We start from the raw sequence: 20,138 nt of genomic DNA, 5'->3' as shown, positions 1-20,138 counted from the left end.
CTGGGAGGTTGAAATATGAAAAATAAAGAATTTATTGAAGAATTTGCACTCTTTGCTAGCTTATCAGTATCCATGATAGGGGTAGGTGTTTTTTATGCTCCCGCTATTGTAGCTAAATATGTAGGAGCGGATAGTTGGATATCTGCAATAATAGCAGGAATTGCAATTTGTTTAATTCTTTTTTGTATATATGAAATAGTTAAAATAAATAAATATAAGGATATTACACCTATATTAAAAGATACCTATGGAGGGGTTTTAGGAACAATAATATCTTTAATATATTCATTGGTGATAATAATTGTTTTAGCATTTTCTCTTAGGGTATTTTCTGAGGTTATAACCATGTATCTTTTAGTTAACACACCTACTGAAGTAATAATAATAACATTTATATTTATAGGAATGTATTTAAGTCGTGGAGGCCTTGTTAATGTGGTACATTTTAATGAAATAGCCTTCTGGGTTATGTTTTTACCTTTAGCAATAATTTTATTGTTAACTTTACCTGAAGCAAATTTTAAAAATCTTTTACCAATAGGTGCTTCGCCTATTCAAAACTACTTTATATCTAGTTTTGAAATGCTATTTCTATTTAATGGCTTTTCTATTGCTTTTATTTTGATACCCTATGTAAGAGAAAAAGGAAAGATTGGTCCTATTTTGAGAAGAAGTAGTCTTTTTGTAGGTCTGTTCTATGTGATAATATTTATCTTAGTGTCTGCTACTTTATCATCAGTACAAACTGCTGAAAGTATATTCCCAACCATAACAATGCTACAATCTATAAGTTCAAGAAGTGGATTTTTGGAAAAATGGGATGGTTTAGTTATGTCCTTGTGGGTAATATTCTATTTTACATCCTTTGCTAATATATATTACTTTGCTTCTTCCATATTAAAAGAGAGTCTTAATTTAGATGATATTAGAACGTCATCTATGATATATGTTCCTATAGTATATTTAGCAGCTATGATACCTAAAAGTATTATAGAAGTAAGAAATTTTAAGTTTGGCTATTTAAGAATTGGTTTTATTACAACAATTATAGTTGTGATAGGAATAACTCTATTATTAAGCTATATAAAGAAAAGGAGGATGCAAAGTGAAGAATAAGATAATAAAACTTATTCCTATAATGATGATATCTTTACTTCTTACTGGATGTTGGGATAGTGTAGAGATTGATAGAAAAGCCTTTGTATCTACCATAGCAATAGATGTAGGTGAAGATATTAAAGCTAGGAGTGAAATAATAAATTCTAAGGAGAATACATCAGAAGAGAGTATTGAAAAAAATAATACATTAAGAGTTACTTATGGATTTCCAGACATTAGAAATATGGATTCTAAAAAGGGTACTGCTTCAGAACTTTCTATAACGGTAGAAGGGTATTCAATGACGGATACATACTTTAAAGCTCTTGCAAAGAGTAGTAGAACTCTTCACTTTGGACATAGTAAACTATTACTTTTAAGTGAAGACTTATTTAAGTATCCTGAAGTTTTACAAGAAGTAATGGATTATATTGAAAGAGAACCAAGTTTAAATAGAACAATTATGATGACTATAGTTAAAGGAAAGGCCAAGGATTATGTAGAAGTTAAGCCTGTAACTGAAGAAAATATTGATAATTATATTACTAGTCTTATGGGTAACAGTAGTAAAAATGGGACAGTAGCACCTGTAAATTTAACAAAATATATAGATATGGTTAAATCTTACAATTCCAGTGCGTTACCAGTCTTTTCCCTTGAAAATGAAAAAGATATACAGCTTACAGGTATGGCTGTTATAAAAGATTTTACCATAAAGGATTATTTAGATAATAATCAGATGACAGATATTCAAATACTTAGAGGAGATATTGGTTCTTGTAGAAAGGCTATAAATAAAGAAGGGCATAATATAGACTACTATATAAAAAATGTAGATAGAGATTTACATATAGATTATAAAGATAATAAATTAAAGCTTAAGTACACCATTGATACAGAAGGTACTTTAAAGGGGTATTATTCTAAAGCTGAATCTTTAGATAGTGAGGTTATAAAGGAGATTGAACAACAATTTAATGAGTCTATGAAAAAGGACTTCCAAGAGCTTATAGATTTTACTAGAAATAATTTAAAGGTAGATGTATTAGATATTGGAAGTGATATAAGAAGGTTTCATAAAGGAATTTGGAATGAAGTAAAAGATAACTGGCCACAGGCTCTTGAAAATGCAGAAATATCTATTGAAGTAAACAATGATATAAGAAATATAGGGTTATCAAATTAAATATTAAAAGTATGATGTTCTAAAATATTAATAAAAATATTATTAAAAGTGAATATAACTTGTCCATGTGGTAACAATTAAGATATGATTTTAAGTTTTAGGAGGAAGAAACAATGAAAAAGATTATATCTATAGTTGTTACCATATTTTTTATAGTTATACTTTTAGTTAAGGTACAGGGAGTTGAAGCAGCTAATTTTATTTCTGAAAATAAGATGTCTAATAATGTTTCAATAGATGATATATCAGGAAAGTTAATTAGGTTTCACGTTATTGCTAATAGTGATAGTGAGAAAGATCAAAATCTAAAGCTTAAAGTTAGAGATAAAGTTTTAGAATATGTACAACCACTTTTAAAAGACAGTAAGAATATAGAAGAATCAAGAGAGATTTTAAATAGGGAAAACGAAAAAGTTCTTGAGATAGCTAGAGAAGTTATAAAAGAAAATGGTTATGACTATTCTGTAGAATCTACCCTAGATAAAGAGAACTTTCCTGTTAAAACCTATGGTAATATTACTTTGCCTCAAGGAGAATATGAAGCATATAGAATAATAATTGGAACTGGTGAAGGCCAAAATTGGTGGTGTGTTATGTTTCCTCCTATATGTTTTGTAGATATAACAAAAGGTGAAGTTGCCTATGAAGAGACTGAAGAGGAAATGAAAAAAGTTTTAGATGATGAAGAATTCAATATGGTGGATAACACTAATTCAGAAAATGTTAGTAGTGAAAAAATAGAAGAGATTAAAGAAGTAAGTGATGCTTTAGCGGATAATACGGAAGATGATAATATAGTAATAAAATTTAAAATAGAAGATATATTGAAAAATCTGTTTAAATAATATTGAATATGGTAGTGAACATATATAAAATATAAGGAGTATAATTTATTTATGTTCACTATTTAATTTTACAGTGAATAGATTGTACCAAGGATAAAATTATTGTTAGGAGTGATAAATATGAAGAAGGTAGCGATACTATTTGGAGGACAATCAACAGAACATGAGGTGTCTAGGGTATCGGCAACATCTGTTCTAAATCATATAGATAAAGAAAAATATAGTATATTTCCAGTAGGTATAACCAAAGAGGGAAAATGGTTTCTTTATAAAGGTGATATAGAGAATATAGGAAATGGAAAATGGGAAGAAGACTATAAAAATCAAGTTGAAGATGGAATTAAATTATTACTAAATAAAGAGGTAGACGTAGTTTTTGCTGTACTTCATGGTATGTATGGTGAGGATGGTACTATTCAAGGGCTATGTAAACTTATGAAATTACCATGTGTAGGTCCTTCAGTTATGAGTTCAGCTGTATGTATGGATAAGGTTTATACGAAATATCTTTTAGAACATGAAGGTATAAAACAAGCAGACTATGTAGTGGTAAATGCCTTTGATTATGGAAATGATAGTGAGAAATTTATAAATAAAATTGAACATAAGCTAGGATATCCTTGTTTTGTAAAACCAGCTAACAGTGGTTCTTCGGTAGGAATAACCAAAGCTCATGATAGAGAAAGTCTTGAAAATGGATTAATAGAAGCTTTAAAACATGATAGAAAGATTCTTGTGGAGGAAGGATTAAATGCTAGGGAAATAGAAGTTTCTGTACTTGGAAATGATGACCCTAAAGCTTCAGTTCCAGGAGAGATAATTCCAGCTAAGGAATTTTATGATTATGAAGCTAAGTATTCTAATGCAGAATCTAAACTTTTAATTCCAGCTAATTTAAATGATGAAGGGATGGCTACTATAAGAAGTTTATCCCTTAAAATTTATAAGAAATTAGATTGTGCAGGCATGGCTAGAGTGGACTTTTTAGTAGATAAGGAAAGTGGAGAAATATATTTAAATGAAGTAAACACTATACCAGGCTTCACAAGTATAAGCATGTACCCTAAAATGTGGGAAGCTACAGGGTTATCCTATAGTAATCTTATAGATAGATTAATTGAATTGGCAGTTGAAAGAGGTTAGTAAGTAAAATTTACTAACCATTACTTTCAAGTTGCTAGTAATAAAAGAAAATAGTAATATTATTATATGTGTTATTTTTAATATTTCTATAAGTTAATATGATATAAAGAGATTAATATACTATAGATTAGAGTAAAAGATACAAGATAAAGAAACTAAGAGAGTTAGGTGAAGAAAAAAATGACAAGAGCATTAGCTATGGTTTCAGGCGGTTTAGATAGTATTCTTGCAGCAAAGTTAATTAAAGATCAAGGAATTGAGGTTATTGGAATATGCTTTAAATCTTATTTTTTTAACGAAGAAAATGCAAGAAGAATGGTAAAACAGATAGATATTCCTTTAGAAGTAGTAGATTTTAAGGAAGAACATTTTAAGATGGTTAAAAATCCTAAAAACGGATATGGGAAAAATATGAATCCTTGTATTGATTGTCATGCTATGATGATGAAGTACTGTGGACAACTCTTAGAAAAATTAGATGCAGATTTTATTATAACTGGAGAGGTTTTAAATCAAAGACCTATGTCTCAAAATAGAAGTGCATTAGATAAAGTTAAGAATGAAAGTGGAATAGGAAGCAAAATTCTTCGTCCTCTTTGTGCTAAAAATCTTAAACCTACAGAGATGGAAGAGAATGGCCTTGTAGATAGGGAAAGACTTTTAAATATTCAAGGTAGAGGAAGAAAGATTCAAATGGAGCTTGCTGATAAGTGGGGTATAAAGGAATATCCATCACCAGCAGGAGGATGCAAATTAACAGAGCCAAATTATTCTGTTAGGTTAAAAGAACTTTTATCTCATAACCAAAATCCAGAGGAAAGAGAGCTTGAATTACTTAGAATAGGTCGTCATTTTAGAGTTACACCTAAGGCTAAGGTTATATCTACAAGAACTCAAGAAGAAGGAGAAATGATAAAAAGTCTTCTTAAGGAAGGTGATACAATACTATTAGTTCAGGACTTTAATGGTTCTATGATAGTAATTATAGGTGAAGCTACAGAAGAAGTAATATCTATTGCAGCTAAGATTGCTATAAGATATAGTAAAGGTAAAGATGAACCAAAGGTCACTGTTAGATATTCAGAGTTTGGAAGTAAGGATCACAGGATTGTAGAAGAGACTTGTGCAACTGATGAGGAAATAAATTCTTATCTTATATAGAAAAGTTTTTAGAAGAGTAAATAAAATAGCCTTAGAGTTTAAATATATTTTAAATAAGATTCTTAGGAAGAATAGAGGTAAATATTATGGATAAGGATGCTATAATTAGAGTAAGTAGTATACAGAATAATGATGAGGATGAATGCATTGAAATTGTTAGTCCAGGATCATTTTTCAAAGAAGATGATGAGTATGTTGCTACGTATGAAGAAACAGAACTTTCGGGGTTAGGGGATACGTTAACTACTTTTAGAATAGGTGAAAATTATTTTAATCTTATAAGAGAAGGGGATGTAAATACTAATATGGAGTTTAAAAATGGGAGTAGTTCGTCTATTCTTTATAATACTCCTCATGGTGGATTATCTATTAAAATTAAAACTAATGATGTAAACATAGATATTAATGAAGCTGGTGGAAAAGTAAAAGTTGACTATGATGTAATAATAGCCAAAGACCAAATTATTAATACTAAGCTTGTAGCTACCATAAATGTTAAATAGTACAAAAATGTTTTACTTAGAAGCTATGCATAATTATATAATGCATAGCTTCTATTATTAAAGGAGTTGTGAATTTTGTATAGCTTTGAAGATATAATTGGGAATAGTAAAGAAATAAGAAATGTTAAAGAATTAGCTATGAAGGTATGTAATTCAAAATCTCCAATTTTCGTTTATGGTGATACTGGCACAGGCAAAGAATTGATAGTACAAGCTATACATAATAGTTCAATAAGAAGAAAAAAGCCCTTTATAGCACAGAACTGTGCTGCAATTCCAGACAATTTATTAGAGAGTATTTTTTTTGGAGTAGGAAAAGGTGGTTTTACTGGAGCTATAGAGTCAGAAGGGTTATTTGATATAGCCAATGGTGGTACTTTGTATTTAGATGAGTTAAATTCTATGGATATAATGTTTCAAGGAAAGTTCTTAAGGGTTCTTCAAGAAGGAGAATTTAGAAGAATCGGTGAGACTAACACTAGAAAAACAGATATAAGAATAATAGCATCAGTAAATGAGAATCCTGATTTTTTAGTTAAGAGCAATAAATTAAGAAAAGATTTATACTATAGACTTAATGTTATAAGAATTAACATGCCTGAATTAAATTCTAGAAAAGAAGACATACCTATACTTGTATCAATGTTTATAGAAAAGCATAATAAAAGATTAGGTACTAATGTTAATGGAATAGATAGTTATGCATTAGAAATTTTAATGAAAAAAGACTATGATGGAAATGTGAGAGAATTAGAACATATAATCGAAGGTGCTTTAAATTATAAAAGGCATGGAATTATTGAAATATCTGATTTGCAATTAGGAAATATTATTGAAAGTTTGTCCCTTAAAGATAAACTTGTGAATATGGAAATTAAATATATAAAGGAAGCTTTAATTATTCATAGTAATAATGTAAGTAAAACAAGTAAATTTCTTAATATACCAAGGCAAACACTTCAATATAAAATAACTAAGTATAATATAATGGATTTGATAGATAAGGATAAGTAGTTTTAAATTATTATAGATTATTTAAATAGCTTAGTTCTGTATATGTATAGAAATATTTGGTTAAAATAATAAACAGAGTTCTTAGATTTTTCAATTTAAAGTAAAATATTTATTGATATAACAATAAATATTTTAGTTGGTAATAGATTTTTTGAAAATATAGTGTATACTTATATAGTAAAATCTATACTACAGCAAGTTTAGTTATATATAATTATATGAATAGATTAAACAAATAAAATAAACAATACAAAATTTTAATACATTTTAAAAGAAAGCTTCAAACTTCTATCATTTATAAATAATATCGAATTATATTAATCATATAAATATTATTTTCCAAAGTTACATTTAAATGAAATATACAATTAGGAGGTGATCCTTTGAATAGTGAAAATTTACATAGCATGAGTGTTATAGAATTAAAGAGTATTGCAAAGGAATTAGGAATAAAAAATATTACTAAGTTTAAAAAGAATGAATTAATTGAAGAAATTGAAAGAGTATCTTTAAAATCTGTTGAGATTAAAAATGAAGAAGATTCCCATAAGGATGATGAAAAAATACAACCTGCTCAAATAAAAAAAGAAGGTATAATTCTTAAGGAGAAACTTACTAAGAAAGATGTAGAAGAAGATAATAGTAAAGATGAAGTTATTAGTAAAGGTTTGGACATTGAAGAATCAAAGGAAACTGTAGTGGAAGAAAAGGTTGATAGTATAGAAGAAAAGCGTGAAAGATTAAAGAGTTTAATAAGTGAATCAGAAACATCAAAAGGAATATTCGAATTAAGTGACAATGCTAATTTTGGATTACTTAGAATGAATAACTATTTAAGTGGAAATAACGATATATATGTTTCAATATCCCAAGTTAGAAGATTTAATCTTAAGAATGGTGATGAAGTAGAAGGTAAAGTAAGAAGCTCTAAAGAAGGAGAAAAGTATCAAGCTCTTCTACAAGTAACAAAAATAAATGGTGAAAATCCAGAGAGAGCTGTTGGGAGAACATCTTTTGAGAGACTAACTCCTATATATCCTACAGAGAGATTGAAATTAGAAACTGAAGATTCTAAAGATTTATCAACTAGATTAATGGACATATTATCACCTATAGGGAAAGGTCAAAGAGGTGTAATAGTTGCTCCACCTAAAGCGGGAAAGACTTCTATCTTAAAGAAAATTGCTCATAGTATAGCAGTTAATCATCCAGAAGTTAAAGTTATAGTACTTCTTATCGACGAAAGACCAGAAGAGGTTACAGACATGCAAAGATCTATTAAGGGAGATGTAATTTACTCAACCTTTGATGAAGAGCCAGAACATCATGCGAAGGTAGCTTATATGGTACTTGAAAGAGCAAAAAGGATGGTAGAACAAGGACAAGATGTAATAATTCTTTTAGATAGTTTAACAAGATTAGCTAGAGCTTACAACTTAACAATAACTAGAACGGGTAGAACTCTATCAGGTGGATTAGATACAGGAGCTTTACTTATGCCTAAAAAGTTTTTTGGTGCAGCTAGAAATGTTGAGGAAGGCGGAAGTTTAACTATTCTTGCTACAGCTTTGGTTGAGACTGGAAGTAGGATGGATGATATGATTTTTGAAGAGTTTAAGGGTACTGGTAACATGGAAGTACACCTTGATAGACAGCTACAAGAACGTAGAATCTTCCCAGCTATAGATATTTATAAGTCAGGAACTCGTAGAGAGGATTTGCTTCTTACAAAATCACAGCTTGAAGTTAGTTATAACATAAGAAAGATTATGTATAAGACAGGGAACCCTCAAGCTGTTACTGAAAAACTTATAGGAATTTTATCAAAAACTAACAATAATGAAGAATTTTTTGAAATTGTATCTAAAAACCAAGACATATTAAAATAGATTATATGAAAAGCCATAGGTAGAGTTTATACCTATGGCTTTTGGACATAAAAAAATAGGAGAAGTATTCTTCTCCTACATAAAAATATATATGATTATTCGCTTTTAAGGTTGAATTTTTTCATAAACTTGTCAACTCTTCCACCAACGTCTACATTCTTTTGCTTACCAGTAAAGAATGGATGACATTTTGAACAAATATCAACTTTTAATTCTGATTTAACAGAACCTGTTACAAAAGTATTACCACAAGCACACTTAACAACAGCTTCGTCGTTATAGTTTGGATGTATTCCTTCTTGCATTTCATTTCACCTCTTTCGATATAACATACATACCCGTATTATCAACTATTAGATTATAACATAGAGATAAAATAAGGTCAATATGATTATTAATTGTATTATATAGTATTAGTGTATATAAAAATATTTATTTTTGAAAATGTACTTATAATATTAATTTGATTAATGGAGTTTTTTCTACTAAAATAATATTATGTGATTAATTGATGGACTTTGGAGGAATATTACTATGAGTAAACTATATTTTAGATATGGAGCAATGAATTGTGGAAAGTCTACAAATCTTCTTCAAGTAGCTTATAATTATGAAGAAAGAGGAATGAAAGTAATAATAATTAAACCCAAGACTGATACAAAGGGAGGAAATAAAATTGTATCTAGGCTTGGAGTTACAAAAGAAGTAGATTTAAGTTTTTCTAAAGGAGAGAATATTTTTACTACTGTAGAAGATTATATAAAGAAAAATGGACAAATTCACTGCATACTAGCAGATGAAGTTCAGTTTTTTACAAAAGCTCAAGTTGATGAAATGTTTATGATAGCTGTTAAATTAAATATTCCAGTAATATGCTATGGTTTAAGAACAGATTTTCAGATGGAGGGCTTTGAAGGTAGTGAAAGACTTTTACTAGTAGCTCATAGTTTAGAGGAGCTAAAAACAATTTGTAAATGTGGTAAGAAAGCTATATTAAATGGAAGAAAGATTAATGGTAAATTTGTTTTTGAAGGTAATCAAGTTGCCATTGATAATGAAGATAATGTAGAGTACGAGTCTCTTTGTGCAGAATGTTATATTAAGTATGAAGAGGAAGCAGCAAATAGCAGATAACAACTAAAATAATAGGATGCTTATATTAAGATAATATTATGAAGTTAGAAATAAGAAATAAGAAATAGAAGGCAGGTGTTAAAATGGAAAAGAAGACAACGGTCGGGGGACAGGCAGTTATAGAGGGTGTAATGATGAGGGGATCTAAGGGGCTTGCAACTGCTGTAAGGCTTCCTAATGGTAGTATTGAAGTTAAAAAAGAATCAAGTGAAAGCTTGACTAAGAAAAATAAATTTTTTGGATTTCCTATAATTAGAGGATTTATATCTCTTATAGAATCATTAATTATAGGTATAAAAAGCTTAGAGTATTCAGCTTCCTTCTTTGAGGATGATGAGGAAGAGTCAGAATCCAAATTTGATAAATGGTTTGATAAAGTTTTTAAGGAGAAAGGAAATAGTGTACTAATGGGTATATCATTAGTTCTTTCCCTAGCTTTTTCTATACTACTCTTTTTTATTTTACCAACGGCATTAACTAGTTTGGTAAAAAAAACAATAACATCTAATGTGGTAGTTTTAAATATTATAGAAGGAATAATAAGAGTTATAATATTTATAAGCTATATATTTATTGTTGGAAAACTAGAAGACATAAAAAGAGTATATCAATATCATGGAGCTGAGCATAAAACTATATTTTGCTATGAAAGTGGTATAAATTTAACACCAGAAAATGCTAAGAAGTTTGGAAGACTCCATCCAAGGTGTGGAACTAATTTTTTATTCTTAGTTATGGTTATTAGTATAATTATATTTTCCTTCACGGGATGGCAATCTATAGGTCAGAGAGTGATTTCTAGAGTATTATTACTACCAGTGGTATCTGGAGTAACTTATGAGGTTATAAAATGGCTAGGAAAGAGTGATAGTAAAATATCAAAAATTATTGCATGGCCAGGGTTACTTTTGCAAAAGATAACAACACAAGAACCTGATGAATCTATGCTTGAAGTTGCAATAACTTCATTAAAAGCTGCAGAGGGGTTAGAATGAATTATAGTGAATGAGGAACAATATGAATATAAATGAAGCGTTAATAAAGGCATATGATATATTAAAGAGTAGTGATATTGAATCATACATAATAGATGCACAGCTTCTATTATGTAGGGTTTTAAATGTAGAAAAGTTGTATATAATTATGAACAGGTCAGAAGTATTAACTTTAGATAAAGAGCAAGAGTTTTTTAAACTTATAAATTTAAGAAGTTGCAAAAAGCCTATGGCATATATTCTAGGGCAAGTTGAGTTTATGGGTATTAACTTTTTCGTAGAAGAGGGAGTGTTGATACCAAGACCAGATACAGAGATTTTAGTAGAAGAGTGTATTTCTATAATAAAGAAAAATAATATAAGTTTAATATGTGATATGTGCTGTGGAAGTGGAGCTATTGGAATTTCCATAGGCCATTATGTAAAAAATAGCAAAGTATGGTTATATGACGTAAGTGATATAGCATTAAATGTAACTAAAAAAAATATTTCAAATTTATATTTAGGAGAAAAGACCAATGTAAATAAAAGTGATTTATTTCAATTACCTATAAAAGAAGGTTTAAAATTTAATATGATAGTGTCAAATCCACCATATATTAAGGAGAAAGTAATTCCTACCCTTATGGAAGATGTTAAAGACTTTGAACCTCACCTAGCTCTTTCGGGAGGACAAGATGGACTTGATTTCTATAGAAGGATATGCAAAGAAGGAAAAGAGGTACTTTCCTCTGATGGATATTTATGTTTTGAAATAGGACATGATCAGGAAATGGAAGTAAAATCTATCATGAAAACTGAAGGATTTAGTGATATATATAGTTTAAGGGATTTGGGTGGAAATCATCGAGTTGTCATAGGAAAGTTACCATAAATAATATTTTTATGATATAATGTAATGATGTAAAAAATTAAGATTTATGATTAAATTACGGAGAGTGTTAATATATGTTAGAGAGATTAGGTTTTTTAGAAAACAAATATGATGAATTATCAAATATGATTAGTGATCCTAGTATTATGGCTAATCAAAAGGAGTGGCAAAAACTTTGTAAAGAGCATGCAGAATTAGAGATAATAGTAGGAAGGTATAGAGAATACAGAGATGCTGAAAATGCATTAGCTGAAAATAAAGAAATGCTAAATGAAGAATCAGATAGAGAAATGAGAGAGATGATTCAAGAAGATATAAAGGCATTAACGGAACAATGCGAGAAGTCTAAGGAAGAAATAAGAATATTATTATTACCTAAAGACCCTAATGATGATAAAAACGTATTTATAGAAATTAGAGGTGGAGCTGGCGGAGATGAAGCAGCTTTATTTGCAGCCAATTTATTTAGAATGTATACAAGATATGCAGAGCGTAACAGATGGAAAGTAGAAATAATGAGTGCTAATGAAACTGATATCGGTGGATTTAAAGAAGTAGTATTCATGGTTAAAGGTGATAAGGCTTATAGTAAACTGAAATATGAAAGTGGAGTGCATAGAGTTCAAAGGGTACCTGACACGGAATCAAGTGGTAGAATCCATACATCTACAGCCACTGTTGCAGTACTTCCAGAAGTTGAAGACGTAGATATCGACATAAATATGAATGATATAAAAATAGACGTATTTAGAGCTTCAGGAAATGGTGGACAGTGCGTTAATACAACAGATTCAGCAGTAAGAATGACTCATTTACCAACAGGACTTGTAGTTTCATGCCAAGATGAAAAATCCCAGCTTAAAAACAAGGAAAAGGCTATGAAAATATTAAGAGCTAGACTATATGAAGCAGCAGAAGCAGAAAGAGCTAAAGGAATTGCAGATGATAGAAAGAGTCAAGTTGGAACTGGAGATAGAAGTGAAAGAATTAGAACCTATAACTATCCTCAAGGAAGGGTTTCAGATCACAGAATAGGATTAACTCTTTATAAACTTGAAGCTTTCCTAGATGGAGATATAGATGAGATGTTAGATGGGTTAATAACTGCTGACCAAGCCGAAAAAATGAAGGCAATGGGAAATGGTATTTAGGTATTAAATTTTGTAAGGTGGAGGATTACTTAATGGATATAGATAAAGTCCTAAAGAAGCAAAGAAAATCTTACAAAAGGTTTATGCTATCTATGGGCTTTATTTTTATAATATTGCCTATAGTATTGCTTATAGCTAAACAAATAAATATATTTTTTATTATATATCTTTGTGTTATTGAAAGTTTAATATTATTTTCTGTACTAATGAGATACAATGAAGAATATTTAAAGTTTCAATTATATGAAGATAAAATACTGATATCTATTTTAGGTGGTAGAATAAAATATAAAATTCACTATAGTAAAGTAGCAATTATTCATACAATACCTCAAGAAAAGTACTTTGATATATTGATAATAACAAAGTCTAAGTTTAGAAATAAAAGATTGAGATTGGTTACGAATAAAGTGCTAGAGAGATTCAGTGGTATAGGGAAATATTATGTTAAAGTAAAGATGCCTAAGGATGATGACTATTATTACTTTGTAGTAAAAAGAGGTGGAGTAAAGAAATATATGCTATTAGATTTACTTTTTAAGTATTGTGTAACTGCTGTATTTACTGAGGATGCTATAGCTAATATAAAAGAATATAGAAAACAGAATAAAATATAGAGTTTATAAATATATTTTACTAATAATAATTTTCAAGGAGAAATTATGAATAGTACTATATTTATAATAGGAGTTTTTTCTGCTATAGTATCTCTAATAGGAACTATGGTTGGTGCATTAATTGGAGTATCCTTAAAAAATCCTACTGACAAGTTATTAGGAGTTTTATTGGCAGTTGCTACAGGAATAATTATATCAATAATTTTCTTAGAACTTATACCAGAATCAATTGATAAGATTGGCTTTATTAGAACTCTCATAGTTATAATTATTGGAGTAATAGTTATATATTTTATAGATTGTTTAATTAAAGTAAGTAGCCACAGTAATGATAGAAATCCAAATATGATAAATCATACAAAAGTTGCAATATTAATGGCTTTAGGGTTAATGATGCACAACTTTCCAGAAGGCATTATAATGGGTTTTGGATTTGTTAAGGGTTCGGGATTAGGTATAAAGATGAGTATATTAATATCAATTCATGATATCCCAGAAGGAATTGCCATGGCAACACCGTTAATAGCTGCTGGAAAGAAACCATTTAAAATTTTATGGTATAGTTTTTTAGTAGCATTTCCAACTGTTATAGGAGCCTGGATAGGTATGTTAATTAATTCTATATCATCTGCATTTTTAGGCTATAGTATTGCCTTTGCCAGTGGAATTATGCTTTATGTAGCTTTTGGGCAAATGCTTCCGGAAAGCAATGAATTGCATAGTAGTTATACAAATGCAATGTGGATTATATTTGGAATTATATTTGGGTTTGTAATGATAAATTTATTTTAATGGATTATTGAAGTGGGTGTTAATAGGTATGAAAACAAAAGTTGTGATGTTAAGTGAGAAGACTCCAGATGAAAGTGTGATAAAAGAAGCAGGAAAAGTTATAAAAGATGGTGGCCTTGTAGCCTTCCCTACGGAAACCGTATATGGATTAGGTGCTAATGCGTTAGATAGTGAAGCAGTAGCTAAAATTTTTATGGCAAAGGGTAGGCCACAAGATAATCCTCTGATTATTCATGTAGGGGATTATAATATAGAGCCCTATGTTAAAAATGTACCAATTGTAGCAAGAGAAATAATAAAAAAGTTTTGGCCAGGACCAATAACCATAATACTTGAGAAGACTGAACTAGTTCCACAGGTTACTAGTGCAAAGTTGCCTACTGTGGGAATTAGAATGCCACAAAATAATATCGCTATAGGTTTAATAAAAGCCGCTGGAGTACCTATAGCAGCACCTTCAGCTAATATATCCGGTAGACCTAGTCCTACAGACATGGAAAGTTGTGTTGAAGATTTAGAGGGAAAGGTAGACTATATATTAGGAGGAGAAAATAGTATTGTAGGTGTAGAATCAACTATAGTAGATTGTACAGTTTCACCTATATGTATTTTAAGACCAGGCGCTATAACCTTAGAGATGTTAAGGGAAATAGATAATAAGGTTTATATAGATCCATCTGTATTATCAAAGCCTACAGAAGATTTTAAGCCTAAGGCACCAGGAATGAAATATAGACATTATGCACCGAAGGCTCCTGTGAAGATAGTAGACGGTGATATAGATAAAGTTGTTGCAAAAGTTAATGAAATAGTATTAAATTATATTAAACAAGGTAAAAAAGTTGGAATTATTGCAACTGATGAAACAAAATCTTTATATAATAAAGGAACTGTTATTTCTATTGGAGCAAGATGTGATATGGAAGATATAGGTAAAAATTTATTTAGAGTTTTAAGAAGTTTTGATAGTATAGACATTGATATAATTCTTTGTGAAGCATTTGAAGAGAGTGGAGTAGGTACTGCAGTAATGAATAGACTAAAAAAAAGTGCTGGCTTTAACATATTAAAAGTATAATTGGAGGGATAAATATGAAAATAGCAATAGGTAGTGATCATGGTGGTTTAAGATTAAAAAAAGAAGTAATTAAACATTTAGAAAAAAAGAATATAGAAGTTAGGGATTATGGTACATATACAGAAGATTCTTGTGACTATCCAGATTTTGCTGAAAAAGTGTCTGAAGCAGTAGTTGCTAAAGAATATGATTATGGAATTTTAATATGCGGTACAGGAATTGGAATAAGTATATCAGCTAATAAAATACCAGGAATAAGAGCGGCGCTATGCAGTGATACTTTTAGTGCACATGCTACTAGAGAACATAATAATGCCAATATATTAGCAATGGGAGAAAGAGTTGTAGGAACCGGACTTGCTTTAGATATAGTTGATGCATTTCTTGGATCAACCTTTGAAGGTGGAAGACACGAGAATAGGGTTAACAAGATAATGGAGATAGAAAAAAAATATAATAAATAATTTTAGGAGGATAAGAACATATGAGTAAAGTTACACAAATAGACCATCCATTAATACTACATAAATTAGCATTCATGAGAGATATAAATACGGGGTCTAAGGACTTTAGAGAATTAGTAGAAGAGGTTGCTATGCTTATGGCTTATGAGGTTACTAGAGATATGCAACTAGAAGAAGTAGAAATTGAAACTCCTATAGGAATTACAAAGTGTAAAGTTCTTGCAGGAAAGAAAATGGCAATAGTACCTATATTAAGAGCTGGACTTGGAATGGTTGATGGAATGCTTAAGCTTATACCTGCAGCTAAAGTTGGACATATAGGTATGTATAGAGATGAAGAAACTTTAATGCCAGTAGAATACTTCTGTAAGTTACCTCAAGATATAGAAGATAGAGATATTATAGTAACTGACCCAATGCTTGCAACTGGAGGTTCAGCTATAGATGCAATAAATGCTCTTAAGAAAAGAGGGGCTAAAAATATAAGACTTATGTGTCTTGTTGGAGCTCCTGAAGGAATAAAAGCTGTTATGGAAGCACATCCAGATGTAGATATATATTTAGCTTCAATAGATGAGAAATTAAATGAACATGGATATATTGTTCCAGGATTAGGTGATGCTGGAGATCGTTTATTCGGAACTAAGTAGTATATTATTACAATTGTAATATTGCCCTGATTAGATTTAGATTTCTAATCAGGGTATTTTTCTAATAAAAATAATATTAACATATTAGATTGCATACAAAAAGGAGCCCTAGTTAATACTAGAGCTCCATATATTATTTAGGTAAATTTTATCAAATTGGGGGAATGGGAGTTATTTACCAAAATATCTTTGTAATAAACCGTTGAAAGCAGCACCGTGTCTAGCTTCATCTTTGCACATTTCATGAACTGTATCGTGAATTGCATCTAGGTTTAATTTTTTAGCTAATGTAGCAAGGTCTTTTTTACCTTGGCAAGCACCATGCTCAGCATCAACTCTCATTTGTAAATTAGTTTTTGTATCTGCTACAACTACTTCTCCTAATAATTCAGCAAATTTAGCTGCGTGTTCAGCTTCTTCAAATGCTATTCTCTTATAAGCTTCAGCTACTTCAGGATATCCTTCTCTATCTGCTTGACGACTCATTGCTAAGTACATTCCAACTTCTGTACATTCTCCAGTAAAGTTAGCTCTTAATCCTTCGATTACTTCTTGATCAACTTCTGCTGCAATTCCTATTCTGTGCTCATCAGCCCAAGCTAGGTTGCCTTCTGATTTTTCTACAAATTTATCAGCACCTGCCTTACATACTGGACAAAACTCTGGAGCTGAATCTCCCTCGTGAATATAACCACATACTGTACATACAAATTTTTTCATAAATATTTCCTCCTTAAATCTTCATATTATAATAATTTTTGTTTTTAGATTTTCTCGATGTATTTATCTTATGAACTTATTATATACTATTAAATAATAATTATCAAGAGAAAATTATTATTTTTTATTATTTTTTTTAGGTAATAAAAAAATAATATAACTTTATTATATTACTTAATAAGGTTAAGATTATATAATATTCTGTATTTTAATATAAAGTTCAAATATTTATAATTTAGTTTAGTATAGAAATAGCACCGATATGATACAATAAAAATAACCTTAAAGGGATAAAAATAAAGCAATAAGCCAAAAAACAATGTTTCTATAGAGGAGAGTAGCCCTCATTAGTTAGAATTTTGAATAAGTTAGTAAATATTTAATCAATATTAAGTAAAATTAAACGGAGCATCCGTTTTTCTAATAAATGCAATGCATAAAAAATTGCATACAATGAATATACAATTATATACTTTTTTATATATAAAGTGTAATGTAGAGGTTTAAATTGATTTATTAGAGTTTATTAGGGAACATTTTGGTAAGAAATCTTTTAATTCAGAAAATAATTGATATTTTAAATTCTTTTGACTACTTATTGTAAATTTTCAGTTTTAACAGACAAATGAATAAAAGTTTTTTGGAATAATCCTTTTATTGTAAAACCTCAAAAAATGTAGCAAAGCAGAGAGAACTTGTACTATTATTGATTATTTACTTCTTTAGAACTAATTTGACCTAATTTGGTGAAAATTTAGGTTTTAGAAGATTTGAACCTAGATGTATAATATCATATATGCAAAAGCGAGGTGGTCCAATCCAATGAATAAAGAGTGCTCAGAGGTTATTAAGCTTGTTGGCTTATTTGATTCTATTATAGGAATTATAGTTTCATTAATTTTAATGTTATTCTTTAACTGGATATCCTGGTTTTTTTTATTGGGGATAATTTGTAGTTTTGTGAATTTTATTATTAACTCACTGACAACTGAAATGATTATTATGAAGGATAAGAGATTTAAAGGTTTATTAATACTTTTATCCTATATAGTTAGAATAGGGCTTGTTTGTGGAATATCTCTCGCTATAATTAAGAAAAGTGAGGTGAGCTTTTTTATTTTTATTGCAGGATATACGGCTCAGCTATTAGCTATATTATGTTATGGTTTTAGCTTGAAGAGCCAGAAAGGAGTATGATGTTATGGAAGAAATGGCACCTTTGTTTGCAATTAATATCTTTGGATATAAATATGAAGTTATGTCAAGTGTTTTTATACAATGGGTATTTATTGCATTAGCATTGGTTTTATCCATTCTATATAGTAGAAAGGTTAAAAAAGTTCCAGGTAAGGTACAAAGTATTGTAGAAGTTGGAATAGAATTTTTATCTAATGTAGTTAAAGATAACATGGGACCAGGTTCAAGTCCTTTTATTCCTTACATAGGATCCTTAGGAATTTATTTATTTTTATTAAATATGGTAGGGTTATTTGGAATAAAGCCTCCTACATCAGATTTTAGTGTAAGCTTAGGAATTGCACTTACTACTTTTTTTGTAATTCAAGGGCATACTATTAAAAAGTTAGGTCTTTGGGGTTACTTTAAAGGATATGCATCTCCTGTTCCATTATTGTTACCAATAAATATAATGGAGAGGATTATGCTTCCAATATCATTAAGTCTAAGACTTTTTGGAAATATCTTTGCAGCAACAATGATTATGGAACTTCTATACGGAGCTCTTACAGGATTAAATTTTATTGCAGCAATAGGATTACCTATACCGTTCCATTTCTATTTTGATATATTTGATGGAACCATACAAATGATTATTTTTGTAATGTTAACAATGATTAATATTAAGATTACAGCAGAACATTAAAAACTAAATTTAACTAAATAAAAATTATTAATAGTAAATTACTATAAATATAAAAAATATTTATTTTTGAGGAGGAATTATAAATGGATTCAGCAGCTTTTATAGCAGGAATGTCAGCATTAGGAGCAGGTATAGCAGCACTTGCAGTTATTGGTGGAGGATTAGGAACAGGAAATGCTACTGGTAAAGCAGTAGAGAGTATAGCAAAACAACCAGAGGCTAGTAGTAAAATTATGAGTGCTTTAATAGTAGGGGGAGCTTTATCAGAGGCAACAGCTATATATGGATTTTTACTTGGATTATTATTAATATTATTCGGAGTAAAAGGTTAATATCTTAGTAAAAATATTGAGAAGGAGGGTGTAGTTCCATATCTTAATTAGTTACATTTTGAAGAAGATATAGTAGGTAGTGTAGTATATATTTGTGATTAAATTAAGAGGATGATGTGGAACGTAGCTTATGAATATTGATTGGAGTATTATAGTACCATCAACCATCAATTTCTTTATATTTTATTTAATACTAAGAAAATTTGTGTTTAATAAGACTTTAGCAGTTATCAATACTAGAAAAGAAGAAGTGGAAAGTGCTTTCAAAAAGGCTAGGGATGAAGAAGAAAGAGCGAAGTTATTAAAACAAAAGTATGATGAAGATGTTAAAAGATATAGAAATGATGGCTTGAAATTAGTAGAGAGTTATAAGCAAAAAGCTGATAAAGTATATGCTGAGATAGTTGAAGACTCACAAAGAGAAGTAGCTAACATAAAAGAACGAGCTACTAAAGAAATAAAAAGAGAAAGAGAAAAAGCTAGTAAAGAAATTAAGCAAGAAATTATTGATTTATCCATGAAACTTGCTGAGAAAACTTTAGAGAAAGAAATCAATGAAGAAAGTCACAGAGAGTTAATTGATAAATTTATAGCTAAGGTAGGTATTTAA

Annotated in this window: 23 protein-coding genes; 21 read left to right on the top strand and 2 right to left on the bottom strand. The window is 29.4% G+C overall.

Translation table 11 applies throughout. The features are described from left to right. Positions 1-15: 15 nt before the first annotated feature. The 8 genes from B2S02_RS09835 (at position 16) to rho (ending at position 8,839) form a co-directional block, all read left to right on the top strand. A complete protein-coding gene (locus B2S02_RS09835) occupies positions 16-1,116 on the top strand; it encodes an endospore germination permease (RefSeq protein WP_346846986.1) in 1,101 nt (366 codons plus the stop codon). Then, the gene (locus B2S02_RS09830) at positions 1,106-2,284 is read left to right on the top strand and encodes a Ger(x)C family spore germination protein (protein ID WP_346846987.1); all 1,179 of its coding nucleotides are present in this window, start codon (positions 1,106-1,108) and stop codon (positions 2,282-2,284) included. The genes B2S02_RS09835 and B2S02_RS09830 overlap by 11 nt, the downstream gene beginning before the upstream one ends. 113 nt (positions 2,285-2,397) lie before the next feature. After that, entirely contained in the window at positions 2,398-3,129 is a 732-nt protein-coding gene (spoIIR, locus tag B2S02_RS09825; RefSeq protein WP_346846988.1) for a stage II sporulation protein R, read from the top strand. 120 nt (positions 3,130-3,249) lie between these two features. Then, complete coding sequence (locus B2S02_RS09820) at positions 3,250-4,272, top strand: D-alanine--D-alanine ligase family protein (RefSeq protein ID WP_346920654.1); 1,023 nt, start codon at positions 3,250-3,252, stop codon at positions 4,270-4,272. A gap of 180 nt (positions 4,273-4,452) precedes the next feature. Next, positions 4,453-5,433 carry a tRNA 4-thiouridine(8) synthase ThiI gene (locus B2S02_RS09815; RefSeq protein ID WP_346846990.1) on the top strand — a complete coding sequence of 327 codons (981 nt, stop codon included), beginning with the start codon at positions 4,453-4,455 and terminating at the stop codon, positions 5,431-5,433. Positions 5,434-5,519: 86 nt separating this feature from the next. Continuing rightward, positions 5,520-5,936, top strand: coding sequence for a DUF1934 domain-containing protein (locus tag B2S02_RS09810; protein ID WP_346846991.1), 417 nt, complete (start codon positions 5,520-5,522; stop codon positions 5,934-5,936). 75 nt (positions 5,937-6,011) lie between these two features. Next, positions 6,012-6,950, top strand: a complete 939-nt coding sequence (locus tag B2S02_RS09805; RefSeq protein WP_346920653.1) for a sigma-54 interaction domain-containing protein — start codon at positions 6,012-6,014, stop codon at positions 6,948-6,950. A gap of 383 nt (positions 6,951-7,333) precedes the next feature. Then, on the top strand, positions 7,334-8,839 hold the full coding sequence (gene rho / locus B2S02_RS09800; protein WP_346846993.1) for a transcription termination factor Rho: 1,506 nt from the start codon (positions 7,334-7,336) through the stop codon (positions 8,837-8,839). Positions 8,840-8,934: 95 nt separating this feature from the next. Here the strand turns inward: rho and rpmE are convergent, their stop codons facing one another. Next, entirely contained in the window at positions 8,935-9,144 is a 210-nt protein-coding gene (gene rpmE / locus B2S02_RS09795; protein ID WP_035135372.1) for a 50S ribosomal protein L31, read from the bottom strand. 229 nt (positions 9,145-9,373) lie between these two features. Here rpmE and B2S02_RS09790 point away from each other — a divergent pair, with 229 nt between their 5' ends. The 9 genes from B2S02_RS09790 (at position 9,374) to upp (ending at position 16,594) form a co-directional block, all read left to right on the top strand. Continuing rightward, complete coding sequence (locus tag B2S02_RS09790; RefSeq protein WP_035135373.1) at positions 9,374-9,973, top strand: thymidine kinase; 600 nt, start codon at positions 9,374-9,376, stop codon at positions 9,971-9,973. Between the two features lie 83 nt (positions 9,974-10,056). Continuing rightward, entirely contained in the window at positions 10,057-10,968 is a 912-nt protein-coding gene (locus B2S02_RS09785) for a DUF1385 domain-containing protein (protein WP_346877567.1), read from the top strand. A gap of 22 nt (positions 10,969-10,990) precedes the next feature. Beyond that, positions 10,991-11,842: a peptide chain release factor N(5)-glutamine methyltransferase gene (gene prmC, locus B2S02_RS09780; protein WP_346877568.1), complete on the top strand. Its 852-nt coding sequence runs from the start codon at positions 10,991-10,993 to the stop codon at positions 11,840-11,842. Positions 11,843-11,916: 74 nt separating this feature from the next. Next, the gene (gene prfA, locus B2S02_RS09775; protein WP_035135375.1) at positions 11,917-12,993 is read left to right on the top strand and encodes a peptide chain release factor 1; all 1,077 of its coding nucleotides are present in this window, start codon (positions 11,917-11,919) and stop codon (positions 12,991-12,993) included. A 32-nt stretch (positions 12,994-13,025) separates the two neighbouring features. Continuing rightward, a complete protein-coding gene (locus tag B2S02_RS09770; protein WP_150846296.1) occupies positions 13,026-13,610 on the top strand; it encodes a hypothetical protein in 585 nt (194 codons plus the stop codon). A gap of 45 nt (positions 13,611-13,655) precedes the next feature. After that, positions 13,656-14,402 (top strand): ZIP family metal transporter, encoded by a 747-nt coding sequence (locus tag B2S02_RS09765; protein WP_346846996.1) that lies wholly within the window; start codon positions 13,656-13,658, stop codon positions 14,400-14,402. Between the two features lie 28 nt (positions 14,403-14,430). Next, a complete protein-coding gene (locus B2S02_RS09760) occupies positions 14,431-15,480 on the top strand; it encodes an L-threonylcarbamoyladenylate synthase (RefSeq protein WP_346920652.1) in 1,050 nt (349 codons plus the stop codon). Between the two features lie 14 nt (positions 15,481-15,494). Beyond that, on the top strand, positions 15,495-15,944 hold the full coding sequence (gene rpiB / locus B2S02_RS09755) for a ribose 5-phosphate isomerase B (protein ID WP_346877569.1): 450 nt from the start codon (positions 15,495-15,497) through the stop codon (positions 15,942-15,944). Between the two features lie 20 nt (positions 15,945-15,964). Further along, positions 15,965-16,594: a uracil phosphoribosyltransferase gene (gene upp / locus B2S02_RS09750; RefSeq protein ID WP_035135383.1), complete on the top strand. Its 630-nt coding sequence runs from the start codon at positions 15,965-15,967 to the stop codon at positions 16,592-16,594. Between the two features lie 171 nt (positions 16,595-16,765). Here the strand turns inward: upp and B2S02_RS09745 are convergent, their stop codons facing one another. Continuing rightward, a complete protein-coding gene (locus tag B2S02_RS09745) occupies positions 16,766-17,314 on the bottom strand; it encodes an NADH peroxidase (protein ID WP_035135384.1) in 549 nt (182 codons plus the stop codon). Positions 17,315-18,136: 822 nt separating this feature from the next. On the opposite strand from B2S02_RS09745, the gene B2S02_RS09740 reads away from it, so the two are divergent. The 4 genes from B2S02_RS09740 to B2S02_RS09725 all read left to right on the top strand — a co-directional run bounded on the left by B2S02_RS09740 (position 18,137) and on the right by B2S02_RS09725 (position 20,138). Continuing rightward, positions 18,137-18,511 (top strand): ATP synthase subunit I, encoded by a 375-nt coding sequence (locus B2S02_RS09740; RefSeq protein WP_035135386.1) that lies wholly within the window; start codon positions 18,137-18,139, stop codon positions 18,509-18,511. 4 nt (positions 18,512-18,515) lie between these two features. Next, positions 18,516-19,196 carry a F0F1 ATP synthase subunit A gene (locus tag B2S02_RS09735; RefSeq protein WP_035135388.1) on the top strand — a complete coding sequence of 227 codons (681 nt, stop codon included), beginning with the start codon at positions 18,516-18,518 and terminating at the stop codon, positions 19,194-19,196. 83 nt (positions 19,197-19,279) lie between these two features. Then, positions 19,280-19,528 carry an ATP synthase F0 subunit C gene (atpE, locus tag B2S02_RS09730; protein ID WP_035135390.1) on the top strand — a complete coding sequence of 83 codons (249 nt, stop codon included), beginning with the start codon at positions 19,280-19,282 and terminating at the stop codon, positions 19,526-19,528. Between the two features lie 130 nt (positions 19,529-19,658). Next, positions 19,659-20,138, top strand: a complete 480-nt coding sequence (locus tag B2S02_RS09725; protein WP_035135392.1) for a F0F1 ATP synthase subunit B — start codon at positions 19,659-19,661, stop codon at positions 20,136-20,138.

The sequence above is a fragment of the Clostridium sp. UBA7339 genome, assembly GCF_002470865.1.
GTDB classification, from domain to species: Bacteria; Bacillota; Clostridia; order Clostridiales; family Clostridiaceae; genus Clostridium_J; species Clostridium_J sulfidigenes.
The sequence above is the reverse complement of the archived record's forward strand: the minus strand, read 5'-3'. Positions and strand labels throughout refer to the sequence as shown.

Excerpts from the sequence above, each read along its gene's own strand:
- B2S02_RS09835 (WP_346846986.1), top strand. The coding sequence starts at position 16 with ATGAAAAATAAAGAATTTATTGAAGAATTTGCACTCTTTGCTAGCTTA.
- spoIIR (WP_346846988.1), top strand. The coding sequence starts at position 2,398 with ATGAAAAAGATTATATCTATAGTTGTTACCATATTTTTTATAGTTATA.
- B2S02_RS09820 (WP_346920654.1), top strand. The coding sequence starts at position 3,250 with ATGAAGAAGGTAGCGATACTATTTGGAGGACAATCAACAGAACATGAG.
- B2S02_RS09815 (WP_346846990.1), top strand. The coding sequence starts at position 4,453 with ATGACAAGAGCATTAGCTATGGTTTCAGGCGGTTTAGATAGTATTCTT.
- B2S02_RS09810 (WP_346846991.1), top strand. The coding sequence starts at position 5,520 with ATGGATAAGGATGCTATAATTAGAGTAAGTAGTATACAGAATAATGAT.
- rpmE (WP_035135372.1), bottom strand. The coding sequence starts at position 9,144 with ATGCAAGAAGGAATACATCCAAACTATAACGACGAAGCTGTTGTTAAG.
- B2S02_RS09790 (WP_035135373.1), top strand. The coding sequence starts at position 9,374 with ATGAGTAAACTATATTTTAGATATGGAGCAATGAATTGTGGAAAGTCT.
- B2S02_RS09785 (WP_346877567.1), top strand. The coding sequence starts at position 10,057 with ATGGAAAAGAAGACAACGGTCGGGGGACAGGCAGTTATAGAGGGTGTA.
- prmC (WP_346877568.1), top strand. The coding sequence starts at position 10,991 with ATGAATATAAATGAAGCGTTAATAAAGGCATATGATATATTAAAGAGT.
- prfA (WP_035135375.1), top strand. The coding sequence starts at position 11,917 with ATGTTAGAGAGATTAGGTTTTTTAGAAAACAAATATGATGAATTATCA.
- B2S02_RS09770 (WP_150846296.1), top strand. The coding sequence starts at position 13,026 with ATGGATATAGATAAAGTCCTAAAGAAGCAAAGAAAATCTTACAAAAGG.
- B2S02_RS09765 (WP_346846996.1), top strand. The coding sequence starts at position 13,656 with ATGAATAGTACTATATTTATAATAGGAGTTTTTTCTGCTATAGTATCT.
- B2S02_RS09760 (WP_346920652.1), top strand. The coding sequence starts at position 14,431 with ATGAAAACAAAAGTTGTGATGTTAAGTGAGAAGACTCCAGATGAAAGT.
- rpiB (WP_346877569.1), top strand. The coding sequence starts at position 15,495 with ATGAAAATAGCAATAGGTAGTGATCATGGTGGTTTAAGATTAAAAAAA.
- upp (WP_035135383.1), top strand. The coding sequence starts at position 15,965 with ATGAGTAAAGTTACACAAATAGACCATCCATTAATACTACATAAATTA.
- B2S02_RS09745 (WP_035135384.1), bottom strand. The coding sequence starts at position 17,314 with ATGAAAAAATTTGTATGTACAGTATGTGGTTATATTCACGAGGGAGAT.
- B2S02_RS09740 (WP_035135386.1), top strand. The coding sequence starts at position 18,137 with ATGAATAAAGAGTGCTCAGAGGTTATTAAGCTTGTTGGCTTATTTGAT.
- B2S02_RS09735 (WP_035135388.1), top strand. The coding sequence starts at position 18,516 with ATGGAAGAAATGGCACCTTTGTTTGCAATTAATATCTTTGGATATAAA.
- atpE (WP_035135390.1), top strand. The coding sequence starts at position 19,280 with ATGGATTCAGCAGCTTTTATAGCAGGAATGTCAGCATTAGGAGCAGGT.
- B2S02_RS09725 (WP_035135392.1), top strand. The coding sequence starts at position 19,659 with ATGAATATTGATTGGAGTATTATAGTACCATCAACCATCAATTTCTTT.